4 protein-coding genes are annotated in these 17,369 nt (G+C 42.5%); all 4 read right to left on the reverse strand.

The annotated features are described in order from the left end of the window. Nucleotides 1-1,433: 1,433 nt before the first annotated feature. On the reverse strand, nt 1,434-4,613 hold the full coding sequence (locus tag NSTC745_RS02825) for a DUF4347 domain-containing protein (protein WP_445635789.1): 3,180 nt from the start codon (nt 4,611-4,613) through the stop codon (nt 1,434-1,436). 361 nt (nt 4,614-4,974) lie between these two features. After that, nucleotides 4,975-7,650: an alkaline phosphatase family protein gene (locus NSTC745_RS02830; RefSeq protein WP_445635790.1), complete on the reverse strand. Its 2,676-nt coding sequence runs from the start codon at nt 7,648-7,650 to the stop codon at nt 4,975-4,977. Between the two features lie 802 nt (nt 7,651-8,452). Then, nucleotides 8,453-11,560, reverse strand: a complete 3,108-nt coding sequence (locus NSTC745_RS02835; RefSeq protein WP_445638516.1) for an esterase-like activity of phytase family protein — start codon at nt 11,558-11,560, stop codon at nt 8,453-8,455. Nucleotides 11,561-11,909: 349 nt separating this feature from the next. After that, nucleotides 11,910-17,351, reverse strand: coding sequence for a phytase (locus NSTC745_RS02840; RefSeq protein WP_445635791.1), 5,442 nt, complete (start codon nt 17,349-17,351; stop codon nt 11,910-11,912). Nucleotides 17,352-17,369: the final 18 nt, after the last annotated feature.

Raw genomic sequence — 17,369 nt, forward strand, 5'->3', positions numbered from 1 at the left:
GAATTAACACAATTTTTAACTCCTACGGGGTTCGCCATTCGCCGTTCGAGGAAACATTTAAGACTGCACTGCCTCACTTCTAACTCCTAACTTGACAATGTGGCACTCAGTGTATGTGGATACACGATCCCACAGATAACAAATTTGCTAATTACAAACTTACATTTATATCCACGGTTATTACGGTTTGTTTATTCAAAATAAGCACTGTTTGTAATAATTCTTAAACTTAGGCGATCGCCGTAAAAACCCACAACCAAGCACAAACAAAGTTTCCTCCACTACTCTGTTACAGAAGCGAGCGATCGCGTCTGTACCTACTTCCCACTCCTGATTACCAAGACAGTCAATTACGGCAAAATCCCACAAGCAAAGATAAAAAAGGAATATACCCTACTCCCTACTCCCTAGTTTTAATAATAAATTGAGAAGAGATTATTACTTGGTTAAGCTACATAGATTTATACAAACTGAAATTCAGAATTTACTATTGCAACTATGGAGAATGATTACTCACAACTAAACTGATACATCAAGACCTGTTTGTTAAATTTAGCCTGATGCATTTCAAGTTATGATAGTCAACATGAAAATATCACAAATGCTTTCCTAAGTAAATACCCTAATTAAGAATTAGTAATAAAAAAAACCTTAAATTTTGGAATTATTTTTTACAAATTCTTTCATCTAGGGAACAACAGTATCACTGATAAAGAAAGGCAGCAGTCTTTCCTCATAAAACACCACCCATACCTAACTGTCAAATAATTCCGCATCACTTTTTGTCAGTTAAGTTCAATATGGATTAACTGAAAAAGTACTGTAGAGGAATCAACTATCAAATCTATGAAGGAAAGACAATGACTGGCTTCAGTAGATTTACTAGTTTAATCTCGTTGTAGCGTGAAGTTGTGTGATTTTAATATGTAATTAACGTCTGATGTGAATTATCCAAATCAACGAAATATCAAGGATTGTCCGTCCTGTAAAGACGTTGCACTGCAACGTCTTTACAACGATAAATCAAGGGTTTTAGCGTCTAATCGACATAATGCATAATTACAGAAATTTTATCTCACAAAAAAGTACAAACCGTAATTTCTAAGTATCAATAAAAACCTTAATTCTGAGTATGTGCTGTTATTTGATTGTTAGATATTTAAAAAATTCTGCAAATTATAAGGCAGAAGCCAATAAATCTTTCTTTATCGTAACATCAAGGGTTTAAGACCCCAACCATTACACGTAGTATCAGTTGAGTTAGGGTTTAAATCCCCAACCCCAACTGTCTTTAATTTTTAATTTTTAATTTTGAATTGTTAATGCCTATAGCAGTCCTAAATTATTTGCGAACAACAAGATCCCCGACTTCTCAAAGAAGTCGGGGATCTGAAGCCCCTCGATTTTCACAAATCAAATGGAATTGCTATATATTACACAGCATTAACAGTCAAATCGATCTTTACAATGATATCGTTATAATCTTTGTCACCGCCTTTTGCTAAATCTTCAAAGCCAAAGGTGTTATTTCCCAACAACCTAATGTGATCTGTCTTATCAGTGTTAGCACCTAAGAATGCAAAATAAACCGTGGGATGATTTTTGCTATTTTTATCAACAAACGCATCGGGTTTACCATTGATAATAATAAACGGTGCAAACAGCGAACTAGCTGCAAAAGTGCCATTGTGAGAAGCTGTACCTTGGTTAGTCACTGTTAAATCAATGCCTGTAATACGCCCACGCACAGCGGCTTCGGCGTAACCAGCCTGTCCAACAAGAAGATCTGCAACACCATCATTATTGGTGTCAATACCACCACTCTCATCAGCAACTTGATAGAACCCGACACAGTTGTTGAGTGTAGCTTCTCTGTGAACTTTAAAATCAGCTTTGACTGATTGTTTAATCTCCCGCAAATCAATCAGTTCGCCTTCTTTTTTGCCTTGCAAACCTGTACCCAAAGTTACTTGTTTATCTGTTGCTTCAACGGTGACAACCAAACTCTGGAAGTTGAGAGAAAATCCTCCATTTTCTGAGCTTTCTGAGTTGCTACTCGTGCTTGAAGAAAAAATCACACTTGACAATGAGGCTTTTCCAGACAGTACATCCTGAGTAGTACTGTTGGATACCATATAAAATCGGAGTTTGGTATCAGAGTCGAATTGTAAGATGGTTGCCAAGTCAGCGGTACTAAAACCATTCGGCAAATTACCAAGGGAGCAGAAAATCACTTTTGAACGCAAAAGAGCCGCTTGTGTATAGCCTTCTGTACCAGGGGCTTTGCCGTCAATCTTACCTTCATCATCATCAACATTAAATACACACAGTTCCTCTACTTTGTTAGAGGATTTGGTTTTAATCTTGATTGAGAGTTTTCCTTTATCACCTTTAATGTTGAGCTTAGTCTTGACATTAAAGACATCGCCTTTAATTATTGTCAGTAGGGTAATCGGCACGATAGTGAGATCGGCCTTTTGCTCGACTGCTAGTTTAAATACATCACTGGCTTCATCTCCAGCAATATCGGTAGCAGTAACTTTGATGTTTAGACTACCCACATCTTTATTTGTCGGAGTACCCGTGAAGGTAAGGGTATCAGGATTAAAGTTCAACCAAGTGGGTAGTAGCTCATCATTTTCCAGAGTTGCAGTGTAAGTCAGGATATCTTCAGCATCTGCATCGCTGAAGGTATCATCTGGAATAGTGAAGTTAAAGACACTATCTTGGGTGGCTTCTACATCCTGAATTTCATTCGCCACTTCTGGAGATTGGTTAACCGAGTAACGGGCGATCGCAAAGTCATAATCAGTGCCGTTATTGCTAACTCCCGCTACCAGAATCTTGTCGTCATCTTGGACGATGATGCTGTTGCCACCCTCATCATTGCCGTTAAAGTCGCTAGTAAATTTACCAGTAGTGTTGAATGTTGTGTCGAGAGTACCATCGCTGTTATAACGGGCAATGGCAAAGTCATCATTAGTGCCGTTATTGCTATATCCGGCCACCAGAACCTTGCCGTCATCTTGGACGGTGATGCTGTTGCCAGCCTCATCATTGCCGTTAAAGTCGGTAGTAACTTTACCAGTAGTGTTGAAGGTAGTGTCGAGGGTGCCATCGCTGTTATAACGGGCAATGGCAAAGTCATCATTACTGCCATTATTGCTACTTCCTACTACTAGGATTTTGCCGTCATCTTGGACGGTGATGCTATAGCCACCTTCATTACTGGTGTTAAAGTCGGTAGTAACTTTACCAGTACTGTTGAAGGTGGTATCGAGGCTGCCATCGCTGTTATAACGGGCGATGGCAAAGTCGTTATTAGTGCCGTTATTGCTATATCCGGCCACCAGAATCTTGCCGTCAGATTGGACAGCAATGCTGTTGCCAGCTTCATTACTGGCGTTAAAGTCAGTAGTAACTATACCAGTACTGTTGAAGGTGGTATCGAGGCTGCCATCGCTGTTGTAACGGACGACGGCAAAGTCATCATCAGTGCCGTTATTGCTATATCCGGCTACCAGAATCTTGCCGTCATCTTGGATAGCGATACTGTTGCCACCCTCCTTACTGGCGTTAAAGTCGGTAGTAACTTTACCAGTAGTGTTGAAGGTGGTGTCGAGGGTGCCATCGCTGTTATAGCGGGCGATGGCAAAGTCATCATCGGTGCCGTTATTGCTATATCCGGCCACCAGAATCTTGCCGTCATCTTGGACGGCGATGCTGTAGCTGCCGTCTTTATCGGCGTTAAAGTCGGTAGTAACTTTACCAGTAGTGTTGAAGGTGGTATCGAGGGTGCCATCGCTGTTATAACGGGCGATGGCAAAGTCATCATCGGTGCCGTTATTGCTATATCCGGCCACTAGAATCTTGCCGTCATCTTGGACGGCGACGCTGTAGCTACCGTCATCACTGGCGTTAAAGTTAGTAGTAACTTTACCAGTAGTGTTGAAAGTGGTGTCGAGAACTACTTTTCCTAGTACTGAGGAGTAGGCTGACATTACTTGTTCGTGGAACGCCAAACCAGAAGCGATCGCCCCCGTAGAAATATTCAGTTCCCAGTTCCCGCCTAATGTGCGACTCCCTATTAAGCGATCTGAGGCTGCTACCACTGCACCCGTCAGTTCGCTCAATCGCCGTACAAATGCTATACCTTGCGGTGTTTGAGCAACTTCACAACCATACACTAGTAGTTGTGCATTGGCAGTCAAAGCATTTGCCCAACCTATGAGTTGTGAAGTATAGCGATCGAGGGTTTCGTGGCTAAGTTGACTGTTCCCCAAATAAAGCCGCCCTGGTGCGCCGTGAGAAACAATGTGCAGGCTGTTCACTTGCCGATGCAATGCCAATACTTGGCTAATTTGCTCAATACCATCCCGATCGCGATCTAGGACGACAACAGTTATGTTGGGCAAAACACCTGCTACCAGATTTTGGTAGTCTTCTAGCTGTGAGTCAATAAAAACTAGTTGATTAGCAGGTTGGCTATGCAAGTCTTGATAGTTATCTGCTACCAAGTCGAGTTTGCGATCGCCTTCAATATCTGCCGTAGTAACTGAATTAGCAGTTGTCTTAGCTAAGAAGTTATTCACATTTGTTAATGATGCGGTCATAATTGTTTTGAAGTAATATTTGGTTACCTCACACCTGTTTCTCTTGAGATTGCAAAATAGTTAATCAGAGTAATATTCTTTGCTAGCAAGGTGAGGAATGCACTATACAGCTTATTGTCTAAATTTGAGTAAAACCTCAGCAAATACACTGGGTTAATAGCAGTTTTGGGCTGATGTAAAGATTATACTGGTAATTGCATATACACTCATACAAGCTTTACACTGCCTTCATTCAAGTTCTAATGCAAGTATCTGCCAAGAAAATAACCCCACCTGCAATTCAGATGAGGTTAGAAAGTTGTACTAAATCAGTTAGCTTAACTGATTTTGAATGTTGAATTTAAGCTGTAATTACTTTTGGCTAAACCACACTAGCAGAGAAAACGAAATCATTGGCAGTAAGGCTAGTTGAGGTAATTCCAACTAATAAAGCCAACTCTGTATTTCCGGTTTTTACTAAAGTGTCAGTACCCAGTTGCAACAGCGTTAAGGCACTAAATTGAGTCACGCCGATACCGCTAAGCCCAATTTTATCAATGCCAATTGTAAAATCACTGACGATATTCTTGGCAGTTGGCAGACTGGCATTAGCAATCCAAAATTGATCTGCACCAGCACCACCACTGAGTTTATTACCACCTGCTTGACCGGCGAATAGCACATCATCGCCATCGCCACCAAACAAGGAATCATTGACAGCGGAGAAAAGTTTGTCATCTCCAGAACCACCATATAGACGGTTATTGCTGCCATTACTTTTGAGGGTATCTTTACCCGAACCACCGAACGATAGTTGACCCGAACCTTCAACGACTGTGAGATTATCAGCGCCTGCACCACCAAATAGGTTATTGCTACCACTGGCTTCGACTACGGTAATTTGGTCATCACCATTGCCACCATCGGCGCTAGTATTTTGAGCTGCACCATCTTGGCCGACAAAGATACTATCATCACCGTCTCCTGCCGACACTGAAGAGTTACTGCCAACTAGCACCGTATCTTCACCGCCTCCGGCCAGAATTGTGTTATTTTTAGTACCTTCTACAAAGTCTGCTCCGTCGCCTGTGAATAGGATTTGGTTCGACTTGATAGTGACATCATCACTACTTGTAGAACCAAAATCAACATCTAATGTATTTAGTCCAAGGGTGCGATCGGCGAATCCTGCTGCTGTAAAGTACTGAGTATTGCCTACACTCTGATAATTGAGAATTGTTGTTTGGCCATTAGCAGCTTCTTCTGAAGTCAAAGTTCCTTGGGTGAAGGAGACTGAATCAGGCCCTCCAACTAATGCCTCTGTAATGGCACGACCTTTCAAATCGCCATTACTGGGAATATTCAAACCGAGAATTTTAGCAAGGGTGGGTGCTACGTCAGCATTACTGACAGGTGCATAGTCAACATAACCTGATTTGAAATCGGGGCCAATAGCAATCATGTTATTGAAGGTATCACCCCGACCAAAACTGCCATGCATCCCCTGTCCTTGTTGTAAGCTGGTGTCAGCAATCTCTACCTCAGCTTGAGGGTTGTTTGGGTTATTTGGGTCGGTGCTAAAGGTTTTGAAATTGATGACGATCGCCGGAGTAGGCGTTTGAGCATCACCTTTTAACCCGATCGCACTTAGCGGTAAAGCACCTGGAATGTTTCCATAAACATCGTCTACGAAAATACCGCTAATGTAGTCTTTTTGCGAGAGCAAATCCACTACTTGTTTTGCTAGTTCAACATTGCCATTAGGCAAATAAATCAGATCCGAACCACCGTTAGCAGCGACAACGATCTTTGCACCTGAGTCGAGTTTCCCATTAATTACTTGACCGCTACCGCCAATTACGCCATTGCCGGCTGTGGGACGTTGACCTTGCGTCGCATCAACAGCAGCATACTGAATGTTATTGATGTCTAGAGGAGCGACTGTATTTTTATCGGGATCGTATAGAGGTAGATTTAGATCGTGAGCCAAATCAATTGCAATGAAACCTGGTGGTAGAAATCCCGGATTAACACCAGAGTAGGTTTGAGTCGCAGCATAACTACTAGTTGTTGTGCCTTGGTTATCAATAACTTGTCTGCTGATGGTGGAAAAACCGTGGTCAGAAGTAATAAAAACATCTGTAGTTTTGTCCAAACCCGTACTTTTGAGGTAATCAAGAAGCTGCTTTAAGTTATTATCAGCATCCTTAACCCCAGCTTTGGAAGTCTCACCATTGATGCCCGGTGTCAAGCTGTTTAAGCTATCACCTTGATTGTGTTGACTTCCATCGGGATCTCTCGACCAGTAGACCAATGCAAATGGTTTATCTTCTTCTTGAAACTTTGGGAGGACTACTTTGGTAGTGGCATCGATAAAAAATTGTTGCTGATCGACATTGGCAACTGTAGTTCCTGGAGTTGTGTTATTGCCAGAATTACCGTTTGCTCCTCTAGCTGGAGTTGTGGTAGGTAAACCAACTGCTTCTAAACGAGCTGCTATATCAGGATCGAGTGGTACAGCTTGAGGCGAACCTGTTATGGGATTAGCTGCTGCACCAGTGCGATCGTCGATAATTACAGTATCTGGGGTGGGAATAGTTCCTGCGGTGCCGCCTTCTCGGTTTACTTGGGTGACATCTTGGATGGCAACTGGCCCTAGCTTACCAATTGCAGCGGTGTTGAAGCCTTGCGCCCGTGCGTAGGATAGCAGTGACTCTTCATCTAGAAAGTTGTTACCAGGAAATTTTTCATCAATATCCCCCAAAACTGCATCATTTTCGATGAATGGTGTGACACTACCGTTAGCATTCGGGACAGGAAAACCAGTGTAAATGGTGTTGCTAAAGTCACCTGTATCGCTGAGGTAATGTCCAGTGGCGATCGCCGAAGCATTCGGTGTGGTAAATGTCGGAAATAGCGAATGGCTGTTGGTAAAATTAACTCCCTGCTGGCGGATGCTATATAAAGTCGGGGTGTCAATAGGATTTACAGAACCATTACGCAATCCATCTGCAACAAAAATAATGACATTTCTAGCGTTGCTGTTTGTATCAGCCATGCGGACTACTCCTTAAGGATTGTAAGCTACGAGCGATGCCTACGACGGGCTACGTTTACGCAGCAGTTATATATCTGTAGGCTGGGTGATTAATTGCGCTTAACCAATGCAAAAAAGATTACCTACAGAAACCTGAGTAGTATTCGGCGACAAAATGCTTGATGTCTACACAAATTAGTGCAGAAAATTTTAGTCAACGTTTCACAAGATAGTTGTTCAATGTTTAAGGAAAGTTATGAACAAGTTAAAGTTCTAGATTTTCCAAAATGTTTGGAAATAAATTCTTAAAAATTAAATTACTAACAGATATGAGACTTAGCAAAAAAGATTTAATTCTTGTTTTCGCTGAATTTCTGATGCCTTATCTTCTCTAAAAGATGCTTTCAGGAAACAATAAAACTCAAAGGTACATTGCAAAATTATTCACTTAAGCTTCTCTCTTTGGTTGTATTTTGTCTGATTTATGCTTAACTATTAAGATATAAAAACAGCAAACGAAACTTCAGGTAGGTAACAATTACTAAATACAATCAAGAGTTTGATACCCAGCAATTGGATTACCAGGTAAAAGACAGGATGGATACTACTGCTTGTCGTATTATCGTAAAATTGCGAGGGAGTGATACTCCCTCGCAATCATAAAATCACTACAGCTTACAGCGCTTTTCATTTGAATGGAATACATGCTTGAATACTAAATTATCGTAAGGGCACAACATTGTTGTGCCCCTACTGTGGTCTATTCAACTGCAAATTACTGTAATTAATTTTGATGTTGAATTTCAGCTGTAATTACTTTTGGCTAAACCACACTAGCAACAAAAACGAAATCATTGGCAGTAAGGCTAGTTGAGGTAATTCCAACTAATAAAGCCAACTCTGTATTTCCAGTTTTTACTAAAGTGTCACTACCCTGTTGCAACAGCGTTAAGGCACTAAATTGAGTCACGCCGATACCGCCAAGCCCAATTTTGTCAGTGCCAATTGTAAAATCACTGACGATGTTCTTGGCAGTTGGTAGACTGGCATTAGCAATCCAGAATTGGTCAATTCCATTGCCACCGCTGAGTTTATTACCACCTGCTTGACCGGCAAATAGCACATCATCGCCATCGCCACCAAACAGCGAGTCATTGACACCAGAGAAGAGTTTGTCATCTCCAGAACCGCCATACAGACGGTTATTGCTGCCATTACTCTTGAGGGTATCTTTACCTGAGCCACCGAAGGATAATTGACTTGAACTTTCAATTACTGTCAGGGTGTCAGCACCTGCGCCTCCAAATAGATTATTGCTACCATTAGCTTCGACTACGGTAACTTGGTCATCACCATTGCCACCATCGGCACTGGTGTTGTCAGCAGCACCATTTTGACCAATAAAGATACTATCATCACCGTCTTGTGTGGAAACTGAAGAGTCACTACCAACTAGGACTGTATCTTCACCGCTTCCTGTTTGGATTGTGTTACCTTCAGTAGCTTCTACAAAGTCTGCACCATTACCTGTGAATAAGGTTTGGTTTGGTTCAACTGTAATGGTATCGCTGTTAGGAGAGCCAAAGTTAAGTTGTTCTGCTGGAGGTTGACCTAAGCCTGGAGCTAGATTGAGAGGATTCTCCAATTTCAGCAGAATAATTTCGTTGTTGTCTATGACTGGATTTTGAGGATCGTTGCCAGGACGACCAGTTGAGAAGGGATAGTTGTTGTCATTGGCTGCCAAAATGGTGTTTTTGTCAACAACTAAAACATTTTCAATTGTGACAAATGGAAAATCGAAGGTGGTTTTGCCGTCGCCGTTGAGGTCGTTGGGGTCTTGGATGTTCAACAAGTCTGCAACTTCTTCTTTTGCTACGTAGCCATCAGAATCTGTTTTAGACAAGTCAATTTTGTAGATTTTCTTGAATTGAGCAGCAGCACCTTGACCATTATCTCGCTCAATTACAAGGTATTCATTGTCGTTAATAACTGCTAAATCCCCGATCGCATATCCAGGATTTTCCAGTTTGTAGTAGAGTTTTTTATCGGTATACTCCTTGCTAGCAATATCAAATTCGTTGATCCGCAAAGCACCAACGGGATCGCCTTGGACTGTACCCTCTAGCAGCAGATAGAGTTTGGTTTTGCTGGCGTTGATTGCTCCGCCTTCAAAACCTTTGGAGCCAGCCAAGTTAGGAAAAGCATCCCCTGAGAGGACATCTGGGTTTTGTGGCGATCGCACTAAGTTATTCTCAGGAATACTTAAGAAATCTCGGACTTTATCCCCTGTATCTGGAAAGTCTGTGAATAGTGCGTCTACGCCTAATTGGAAGAACTGCTGAAATTCTAGTTCTGGATCGCCTTTGTAGTCTGCTGCTAAATACAAGTCTTCGTTACGGAAGGTGTAGGGATGCACTTCCAAACCTGCATTGTGAGCGTCTTGAATTAAAGTCGTGGGAGGTAACAGGGTTCTGTCAGATTCATCCACTACGCCATCGTTGTTGATATCATCTGCCAAACCATCGTTATTAGCATCAGTACTTTTGACACTAACAATCATCCGCTTCCAAGGCCCAATACCATCAGCGTAAGTAGCAACTTCAGCTAAGCCTGCTGGAGTTCGTAAATCACCGTATGTGCGGGGGTCATTACTAACTTGGAAATCATAAGGCTTAGTTTCGATGAGGGTACCATCTAGCGCAATACCAGATGCATCTAGAAGTTGGATCAGTGGGATATCTACACCTGCATTCGGCATAATGCGATCGTGTAGATCCTTGAGATTACCAACTTCAAAGGATTGGATGAAAATGCGATCGGGATCGGTGAAATTCTCAGCTTTGAGTGTGTCGATGAGTATTTCACTGATGTTTCTGTTAATTTTCTCTGTGGTGCCTACATAGGTAGCTTCTTGAGCAAAATATGTGGGATGCTTGGTTTCAGGATAGATGCCAATTTTTTTACCTGTCTCGGCTTCTACTTGTTTCACCAAGTCAATAACTTCCGCCAAAGTGGGAATTTCAAATTGACCGTTAAAAGATTGGTCGCGGAAGGGTAGACGCTGGATGGCTTTTAAACTCTTGATTTCCTCAAGAGTAAAATCTTCAGCAAACCAACCTGTGATTTGATTTCCATCGAGGCTGACTGTTTTCTTGCGATCGGCAAACTGTGGATACTTGGTAATATCGTAAACGTCTGTGGTTGTATTGCTGAAATTGACAGTACCATCAGCGTTCAAAATTGCCAAAGCAGGCTCATGGCGAGCAATTAACACGCCATCTTTTGTAACAACTAAGTCAGGCTCGATAAAGTCAGCGCCGTCTTCAATTGCTTGTTTGTAGGCCTCTAAAGTATGTTCTGGAAGCTTTCCACTAGCACCTCTATGACCGATAACTAATGGTGCTTCCCCATCTAGGGTTTTGAATTTGTCAGGTGTAGCAATGGGAGCTTCTAATAAGTTACCAGCAGCATCAAAATGTAGCAGGTAAGGGCCAAATTCGTCTCCTACCCAAATGGTACCGTCTTTATCAAATACGAATGATTCTACGTCAAAGTCGGCACCAGTTAGTAATCTGTCAGAGGTTCCTTCATTGACTATTGGGAAAGGAATTTTGTTGTTAGGATCGGCAAGTTGAATATAATCTAAAACCTTAACAGTGGCATCGCTATTTTCTATTCCTTTAAAATTGGGATCTAGACGATGGATACGTAATAAAAAGTCTTCGCTATTATCTTTGCTACCGTAACCATTATCTGACAGGAAATAGAGAGAGTTATTATTCGCAAACTGTACGCCACTAAACCCTTGTATTGGCTGTCCTGGGAAAGGGCCGGTTCTACCATTACCTGAAATTTCCTCACCAGAAGCCGGCCCTTCACCATAGGTATCAGCGGGTAAAGAGGCAAAACCTACTAATTCAATTGCCATAATTAGAATGTTTTTTAGGTGTTTGGTTTGAGAGCGATCGCAACAATGAGAACGTGAAATCTTGACTGATGAATGTCAACAGCTAACATTGGTGTTTTTCACAACTCAATAGGATTGCTATAGCCTTAAAGATGTTTTCACTGAAAGATTAAGAAAAGAATAAATAAAGCGGAAGAACCGATTAAAATCAAATTATTATTTAATAATAATATTTGTCAAATTTTATCAAAAAAGGCTTCAAAAAATATATTTTAAACTAGCGTCCAATAAATTGAAGATCCCCGACTTCTTTAAGAAGTCGGGGATCTATATTGTTCAGAAATTTCGATTAGGATTATGCTAGGCGAAGCAATTAAACGGTAACACTAGCAACAAAAACGGAATCATTGGCAGTAAGGCTAGTTGAGGTAATTCCAACTAATAAAGCCAATTCTGTATTTGATGTTTTCACTAAAGTGTCACTACCTTGTTGCAATAGCGTTAAATCACTAAATTGAGTCACGCCAATACCGCCAAGCCCAATTTTATCAATGCCTGCTGTAAAATCACTGACGATATTCTTAGCAGTAGGTAAACTACTACTAGCAATCCAGAATTGGTCAATACCAGTGCCGCCACTGAGTTTATTGCCACCTGCTTGACCAGCAAATAGCACATCATCACCATCGCCACCAAACAACGAGTCATTGAGATTTGAGAAGAAAATATCATCACCAGAACCACCATACAAACGGTTCTTGTTACCTTCACTGCTGAGGGTGTCGTTACCATCTCCACCGAATAAAAATTGGCGAGAACCTTCTATGACTGTGAGAGTATCATCACCTGCGGCTCCGAATAAATTATTGCTACCATCGGCTTCCACCACGGTAATCACATCATCGCCATTGCCACCATCAACATTGGTACTTTTAGCCGCGCCATTTTGGCCAATAAATATCTGGTCGTCACCTTTTTGACCGGATACACAAGAGTCACTACCTACCAGTACAATATCGTCACCCTTTCCGGCTCGGATTGTGTTGTTTGTAACACCTTCTACAAAATCTGCGCCATCACCAGCGAAAAATGTTTGTCCTGGCTTCAGTATCACATCATCGCTGTTGCTAGAACCAAAATCAGGTAAAGTAGGCTCTAGAGTTGTCAGATTATTAGGTAATTCCAGAATACCGAGTCTTTCAGCAGGAGTATTTCCCGTAATGTTGAAGTCGTTGTCATTCAGCAAAGCTAGGGTGTTGGGTGCTACCAGCGCCAAACCTTCTAATTTTTCCACTCCGGTGTAACCCAACTGAGCAGCATTAGCAATTAAACTCTTGGTCACAGGGGTAATATTAGCAGTAGCTAGTTCCGCAGAGGTCAGTTGCTCAATGGTTTTTCCAGGCGGCAAAGTAAAATTAACAGGGTTGTTGATGTTGGTCGCCCCGGCTAAATCAATTTGGTAAATTAATTTATTGCCAGCAGATGTGCCATTGTCATCTCGCTCAACTACTGCAAATTTGCCGTTACCCAAGGAAACTGCATCGCCAATTTTATCGGTTCCTGGCAAACCTTCTAGGCGATATAAATACTCTGCTGTAACTTGCTTGGTGACAATATCAAACTCCAGAATTCGCAGGTTGAGAGAAGCTTTAGAAGTCGCATCATTAGCGACATCTGGATTATCAATTGGACTCTGGATAAAGGCATATAATTTATTGCCTTCCAAAGCCACAGCTTCAAATCCCCGGTTATTGCGGCGTTGGGCATAAACCGCTGGCAGTACCTCAATGCCAAAGGTTCCGGCTGGTTGGTCTGGGTCGGGTGCAGTGGCGGTTCCTTGAGGAATAAAGCGCTCGATCAGTTTACCATTGCGATCGAAGTGGTAAATGGCGGGACGATATTCATCTACCAACCAATAGTCGCCATTTTTGGCAACTACAATTCCCTCTAAGTCTGCACCCAAAGGATCGTTAGCTAAAACGTTGTTGTCTAAATCAACGGCAATTTCATCTGTGTAAGCTAAACCGTTTCCTACAGCTTGCAGGTTTGGTAGTCCCGTTAATGGTGTCGTTCCATCTTGGCGAAATAGCTTTGTTCTGTTGGTAATGGTGATTTCACCTGTGGTGCGGTTGAGTTCAAAGCTGACTATTTCTGGCTGGAAGTTGGGTAATAAAAATGGTCTTTTGACGCCATCAGGTTCTCCATTGGGGCCCCGGTCTGTATTGGTGACAAACTTGAGGTTGCCATTTGCGGCAATTCCTTGGAAATACAACCCAGAAAAACCACCCAAGAAAATATCTTGATTTTTAGAGGTTGTACCTAACTTGGGTAAATTTTCAAAGTCATAGATGGTCAACTTGGGTTGGGCAACAGGATTGCGGGGATCGTAGCTAGTGGTGTCGATATTTAAAGGATTGGGGAGGGCGTTAGCAATATTTTCCCAGGGTACGAGTTTGAAGTTAGAACTGATATTTTCTTCTTCACCTTCATCGCTAACTATTTTACCGGGTTCATTTGAGCCATCTTGAGTCACAAATAAACCAAATGGGAAGTTAGGCCCTAGTGGTACGTTAATGACATCTGCACCGTCTGACTCTTGTACGCTGTCAATTGACCCGCTGTTTCCAATGGCGAAGTTACCGATAAAGTCGTTGTTACCTTCACGGGTGTAGGCAACAAAGGTGTTGTCGCCTTGGCTGGATGCTAGTAAGTAGCCTGTGCCATTTTTGCCATAATAAATGGTCAAGCCTTCGACATCGTTGGTGAGGTAATTACCGCCCAAGTCTTTAACTTGATCGATTAACTTGCCAGTGGTGTCACCGTTTGGTTCTGCTTGATACTTCCAAATTCCGACATCTTCCTGGCCGATGTAAAGAAAGCCTGTTTCTTGGTCTATCACCATGCCCTCAGTTTGAGGTTCGCGATCGCCAATTGTTGGTACAGTAAATTCCCGTACTCGCTCAATGCCAATTTTACCATTACCTCGATCTATCAGTTTATACTGAGCCACGTCTCCGGTTTCCCGGCGATTGACAAAGACATAGTAATCGTTGGTGATGGGACTGCGGTACAACGCCAACCCGTAAGCACTGCGAGAAGATGAAGAATAAGGTTCTGCAAAAGGTGGCCCTTGGAAAAGAGTACCAATGCTGCTGTCGGTAATGTCTTCTAAGTATTGTCCGGGGGTGGTGGGGTTGGGGTTAATTTTGAAGATTGCTAGTTTATCATTTTGGCGATCGCTTGCCACAGCAATATCGATAGATTGACCGCCTAATTTAAAACCGTATTGCAAATCAATGTTGTTGTAGCGAATCCCACCAGGATTAACTGTTTGCAATAAATCACCAGACAAATCATAAACCCGCAGTCCGGCATTTTTGACTGAAGTTAATACTAAACTATCGGCAGCATTTGTAGCATTAACATAAATAGCAGGATCGTCAGCATCACCCTGTTGATCTACTGGCAGTGTTTCATCGTCCAACAAATCGGGGCGGGTTTCTACTGTGGGTGCAGCAGTGGGAACTAAATCTGCATCCAAAGTGAGGATTTGAGTAAATTGGCTGGTGCTGAAGTTGTTGTCACTCACCAAGACAATCGACTGGCGACCATCTGCTAATTTGGGGCCAAAAGCAAGACCTTCTATATTATCCAATCCTGTAATTGGGTGATTTGTATCAGTGGGCAGATTCAAATCCGTTAAATCCAACAGTAGGCGTTTTTGAGCAGGTTTAATAGCCGCTAGTTCCTCAGCACTCAAATTATTCAGAGAATCGTAGAAGCTAATGTCTGTTGCACCTTGCAAAGAAATTTCGTAAATTTGGATGGTGTTGCCTACACCTTGTGCAAAGGAACGTTCTAGTGCCAGTAGTGTCCCACGATTATCTATTGCTAGTAAATCTACCAAACCATTGTCAGCAGAACCTGTGCTGGGGTTTGGTGCTTCGGGGATTGCATCGGTGATGTAGAGATATTCTTTTTCTGGTTGTCCGGTAACCAGATTGTATTGCAAAATCCGGGAACGGCTACCACTGGTGAGTGAAGCCTTTAAGCCATCTTGGGATAGGGCGTTTTCAGTAGCGGTGAATAGAGTTTTTTGGTCGGGTGTGATAGTGAGGCTTTCAAATGCCAAATTATTGTAAACGCCTGATGTCTGCGTGTCACCTGCATCTACAACACCGTTGTTGTTGGTATCTGCAACTACTGGTAAGAATTTAGTAGGGATGGGTAGCGATCGCACTTGTTGACCTGTAGTCAGCGAAAACTCTTTAATAAAAGGATTAGTAACGCGCCCAGCCACCAGATTAACTTCGCCCTCCGAAGATATGAAAGCAGTATCATTGTTAGTTAAAGCAATACCTTCTGGGTCGAGGCTAAAAGCTGTAAAAAAGTTGCCAGTGCTATCTTTTAGGGGAGTGACATTAGTGAAAGTCACTTCACTACCAGCACTGAAAGTATAGAAGCGAGCCAAACCATTGGTATCAGACCGAGCATCAGAGATAGCATAGTAGCGGTTGTTAACAGCATCGTAGGTAATACCAGATAGTCCACCCACTGGAGTTGGTGTACCATTGACAGTTCCCGCCGCACCAGGAGGAATAAAGCCAGTCACGAAAGTACTTTGTGCCACAAATTCCGCGCTGGGAATGGTTTTACCTGGTTCATTTGGTCCGGTTTGCACATCCGCGAACACCAAGCGATGGTCGGAACTAGGGAAGGGAAAAGTACCTACTGGGGAGAATGTCGGGTCAGTATTTAGCGGCCAAAAGACTCCGGAATTGGCAATTGTCAAGTCAGCTGAGGGTAGCACATAATCAGACCGCAGGTTTCCAGGGCCAGGAGTATCACTAAAATCTGCGGTGTCAAAAGCCGGATTACTCTTGTGGTTAGCGTTTGCACCACCTTGTAAATCTGCTTGTTGGGAACCACCAAGACTGCTAGGGATGACATTAGTATTAATACCGGGATTTTGCAACAATTGGCGAATAGCAAAGTCAACACTATCACCATCATTCGGGTCAGCATTTTGGTCGCCCATAATCACAAAACTCGATCCAGCAGAAATACCGCCCGTTTTACCCTCATCATCATAGATGTAATCAGCTTTACCAGGAGTAATATAATCTGCCCAAAAGCGGATTTCATCATGATTGCGTTTGCCATTGCGGTCTTCTGGCCCATCAAATACTGGCGGTGTGGGATGGCTGGCGAGGACATGAATTGTCTCGCCGTTTACTTGAATGGGTATATCCCAGTGACTTTTAGAAGAAAGGCGTAGAACTGCTAGTTCCTCTGGAGAATACCAATCATTTGGCTCTGGAGTCGCAGGATCGTCAGGAAGCAAGGCATCGGGCATATCCTTCCAGAGGAACTTTTGGAATGTGCGGATATTCGCGGTATCGATAGGATATTTAGATAACAGCAACATCCCGAATTGCCCAGGAAAACTACCGAACCCCAAGGCATCATCACCGTATCCTGCTTCACCTGGGGTTGTAACTGCTGTACCGTTGTTATTTAAATCAAATCCAGAAGCAATACCCGTGTTGGAAGGAGCAATGTAGAAGTAGGGATAGTCAACAGGAGTTGCACCATTTTGACTAACCGCTAAGTAATTTTTCTTAAATAATTCAACTGCTTCCACAGAGTAATCAAACTCATTAATCAGCAGCACATCAGGATTATTACGTTGGATGATTTCTGCAACTGCTTTGGCCTGAGCATTATCAGGAGTAGAAAGATCGGTTACTAACTGACCTTCAGCATTGCGATTTAAAGAAGCATTGAACTGAGAAAAACGAATTGTGTTTGTCATAAAAATGGGGAATGGGGG

Source organism: Nostoc sp. DSM 114161 (assembly GCF_052692665.1).